The 4077-nt window shown below is 36.5% G+C and carries 2 protein-coding genes and 2 pseudogenes; 2 read left to right on the forward strand and 2 right to left on the reverse strand.

What is annotated here, in order from left to right; translation table 11 throughout:
* Positions 1–175: pseudogene (locus tag PN470_RS11695) on the forward strand (IS630 family transposase); the annotation flags it as partial.
* 384 nt (positions 176–559) lie between these two features.
* Here PN470_RS11695 and PN470_RS11700 read toward each other — a convergent pair.
* Together PN470_RS11700 and PN470_RS11705 are read right to left on the reverse strand one after the other, a co-directional pair.
* Positions 560–2095, reverse strand: a complete 1536-nt coding sequence (locus tag PN470_RS11700) for an O-antigen ligase family protein (protein WP_271938744.1) — start codon at positions 2093–2095, stop codon at positions 560–562.
* A gap of 171 nt (positions 2096–2266) precedes the next feature.
* Positions 2267–3199: a class I SAM-dependent methyltransferase gene (locus tag PN470_RS11705; RefSeq protein WP_272104575.1), complete on the reverse strand. Its 933-nt coding sequence runs from the start codon at positions 3197–3199 to the stop codon at positions 2267–2269.
* 679 nt (positions 3200–3878) lie between these two features.
* On the opposite strand from PN470_RS11705, the pseudogene PN470_RS11710 reads away from it, so the two are divergent.
* Positions 3879–4077, forward strand: a pseudogene (locus PN470_RS11710) (IS1 family transposase); the annotation flags it as partial.

Here is a 4077-nt window from a genome sequence, read left to right on the forward strand (position 1 = left end):
CGTTTTGAATCGTCAATGTCTCGATCGTCGTATCCCAGACATGGATAGTTTAAAACAAGAAATTAAGGCATGGGAAGAAAATCGAAATGAAAAGTCAAATTCAGTTGACTGGAGATTTACTACTGCTGATGCTCGTATTAAATTAAAAAAACTCTATCCCTCAATTCAAACTTGACAGACTACTAGATTTGGTGGCAAAAACGGAGTAGACTGTACTTTTGAGGAGGTATCGTTGGTTATGGCGAGCCTCTCCTGCCTTACTAGGCGAGTAGTGGAGAAACCAGTATCTAGCTCAATGACTTTCTTATCTTGAGAGAAGGCTGTAGTCGTCATGATTTAGCGAGTCTTACAGAACACGTAACATCGCAGTATATTTGAAAACTTGTGTCAAGTAGGGCTCTTCTCGACTTTGTGTGATAATTTTTGCTTATGAAATCGTGAAATGTTTACTGGGAAAGACTTTTAGGACTATTTTGTTAAATAAACTATCAGTATAGACCTCGTTTCCACACAGAAACCAGAAGAGCCCAAGTAGTTTAGCACCCAATTAACCAGTAGATCAATAATTTCTGGCTTCATCTGTTTTGATGACAGCAATTTTGTTGATATCTTTACCTCTATCAAAATAAAAAAAAGAAAAATTAGATTTAAAACAGATCCCAAATAGCAAAGGCAAGACAATATTCCAGTAACTAGGACGGTTGAGCATTACAAATGCTAATTCTGCCATAGAACCTAAAGAGATTGCTACGCCAAGTTTAGCCCAATGCTCATAAACATTTCTTAGGTAAGGATTGGCAGTGAGTTTGCTTTCAGCTATAAAGTCTCTGATTTGACTTGCTCTACTGCCAAAGATATAGATAAAGATTATGAGTCCTGCTAACCCAGTTTCAACGATTAGTCGAGATAGCATAGAATAGCCGTCATGTTGGTTTAGACGAGCTAAAATGCCTGCTTTTAAAGGCGCAGCCTCCTGAAAAGCATGAGCAAAATTACCTAAGCCAATTCCTAGCAAAGGATTTTTTTGTAAAGCATAGATTGCGGTACTATAACTGTTTAAAATAACTCCCACACTTATATTTGTGATTTCACTATCTTTTAAAGCAAAAGGATCGATAAATTTTCCCGAACTCCAGAAAAGTTCTAATTCATCAAGTCTAGATCCAATAGTTGGACTAAATTGATTAATATCCTCTTTATAGGTAAATATAACAATCACCAAAAAGAATATAATGGCAAACAAAGGAATAACTTTAGTTAAACATAATTGTATTAAACTTTGTTTTGAAAATTTTCTAATTCGCCATTTTCGATTAATAAAAATAAAATAAGCTATCAGTAAAGAGAGAGCAAATATATTTGTTACTGACTGAGTTAAGGTGACAGAAGTTACAATAATAATCAAGGAGATAGTAGCAAAAATCCTCTTGTTTTTTTTGAAATATCCTGACAATAGCATCTGGCTAATAATTGCGAAGGCTGGCATAGCATAAATTCCTACATCTCCAGGTTCAGTAAGTACTCCTGAATACCGTCCTCCCCATAAAGACAGAGAATAATACTCATCCGCCGCACTAAGCCTCACTGAATAGGGGAGAAGCCGAGCTATAGAAGCTAGGGTACCAACTACATAATCCCTACCAGTAAAGGAAACTATGAAAAATTGTAAAACAACCATAGAGCAAATAAATACAGATACCCTCACAAAGTCTTGGGCTAATATTTTTGAAGTAGCAGGATTTGTTGTTACCCATGATACAGTATAATAAACAGAAAAGAGAATTAGGAGCGATATTAAAACTCCTAAAGACTTTCTGGTACTGTAAAAATTATCCGTAATAAAACTTAAAAATGTTGATATGATAATCAATGAAAAGAAAAATATAATAAGATTTATATATGTGCTTTTCCCAAAGGCTCGTTTAAACTGAAATCCCCGCAAAAATATCGATAGAATAAATACTATCAAAATTGGAACAAGTGCTGGCTCTATAAATCCAAACCCTGCTTCATGAACTCCCAGGCTAACAAGAGGCAAAAGGTAGATTGCCAATCTAATAATCCGGACTTCTAACAATTTGGTTTCGTTTCTCATATTTATCGACAGTGACAACCGGAACTTTTAAATTAGTTTTAACAGATTTTGTCCTATCTATCTAGGGTTTAAGGGTTACTTTATTCTCAATAATCCCCGCTTCCTACTGTGGCTAATTACAGGCAATTTAATTAACTAACCAGTTCAAGACCCGATTCAGGCGAGCAATCTTCAAGCAATCATCCAGAAAGAACCGGGTAATCGAGCTTCATTATAAGCATTGATATTATCAAGAAACACGGAATTCTTATAATAAGATACCATAGATAGGGATGCCAAAATTTTAAACTTTTTGTTAAATTGTAAAAAAGTTTCTAAAAAGTATTGCTCGTTCCAGTATCGTGATTCTTTGAGATTCCATTCGATGGGATAATCATAGGGAAAGAATATATCGTGAATATGAACTAAGACTCCTGTTTGTAAACGTGGATAAACTTGAAGAAATTCAAACTCCACATCACTACCAGACTTAAATACATGACTGGAATCAACGAACAGAATATCATTGGTTTGCAGGGATTCAAAAACAGACAAATCTACGGCTTCTACTTTCTGGATAAGCAAACTAAATTCTAGAAAATCTTTACTAACATTAGCAAAGTCTTTTAAAAAATCTTGAGGATAAGGCTCGATCGAGATCAGTTGTGATTTTTGGGAATTTTCTATAAAATTAATTCTTAAAGCTGCGGCGATAATCTTAGTGCTACCACCTGAGCCAATTTCAATTACCCGATTAGGTTTTTTTTCTCTGACCATAGCATAGAGGACTTCTGCATCGCCACTAATGAGACCAGAACTATCTTCGGAATAACCAAACGCTGAAAAAATTTCTTTATTGTTAAATTCCAAACCATATTTTTCCAGTAAATATTTAACCAGTTCAGTTTGCTTGTCTAGATGCCATTCAATTGAGCTAAGAGGCCTTTCCTTGCCCGCGTATGTCATAATTTCCTGACGGTTGGGTATCGGCTGATAAAAATGGTCAGTAATTAGGGTGTAGCCAATATTTCTTAAGAGGGGATTGAATATTTTTTTGGCTAGGGCAAATTTAATATTTTTTCTACCCTGCTCGGTTTGCATACGGTTAAGTAATTTTTTCAACATTGTCAACCTTCTTTATACTACTAATATTTACCGTCATGTTTTGTCGTCAAAGCCAACTGGGAACTGGCATCCTTCATCAAAATGCTTTAATTTGGTTGCCTCCTATTAAATCTTGACAAAATACTGCTACGGCAGTGTGTCACCGAATAATGGGCAATTTAATTAACCGACCAGTTCAAGACCCAATTTAATAGGTATATTGGGTACATCCTACCCGATGATCAACTTTTTGTCAAGGTAATTAGTCAGTGCACAGCAATTCCAAATTCAGAATCTAGCAAATAATACGGAATATAAAACGCTTTTGCCCGGCACATCCCAATCCAACATCAAGAAGAATTAACGAGAGCCCTAGGGATGGCATCATCGAGCATAAAGTCTAGAAGGTATTGCCAGCCTTCAAACAACAGATACTTGGTCAGACAAACAACATCTTGAAAAAAGCCCCAGCGAGTCCCTCGTTGAAGCCGAGCCCGTTGATAGCGTTCATCAGTACTGAGTCCCATGTAGGGTGACGAGTAAGTTGCCATCCAAGGCGGCAAATAGCCTCAAATAGCCTTGGTCTCCCAGACCTTGATAAATCCATTTGAACAGGGGAAAAAGATGCTTTGCGGCTATTCCATCAAGGATGTTCCGCATCTGCTCTACTGTCGGGATATTGACCAAACCAAACAGACTTTCTGTCGGTCAAGAAACTGGTCAAACTAATCTATTGAAAGATTAAATAATACCTTTAAACAAAGGATTTCTCGGCTGGTGAGAGAGAGTCTATCTTTCTCTAAAAAAATGGAGAATCACCTTGGGGAACCCTTTGGTATTTTATCCATGACTACAATGCACAGCAAAGCAAAGGATTAAGCCGCCATCACTACTACCGA

The organism is Microcystis sp. CS-574, assembly GCF_028329095.1.
Taxonomy (GTDB): domain Bacteria; phylum Cyanobacteriota; class Cyanobacteriia; order Cyanobacteriales; family Microcystaceae; genus Microcystis; species Microcystis ichthyoblabe_A.

Coding starts and splice junctions, on each gene's coding strand:
- PN470_RS11705 (WP_272104575.1), bottom strand. CDS start 3,199: ATGTTGAAAAAATTACTTAACCGTATGCAAACCGAGCAGGGTAGAAAA.
- PN470_RS11700 (WP_271938744.1), bottom strand. CDS start 2,095: ATGAGAAACGAAACCAAATTGTTAGAAGTCCGGATTATTAGATTGGCA.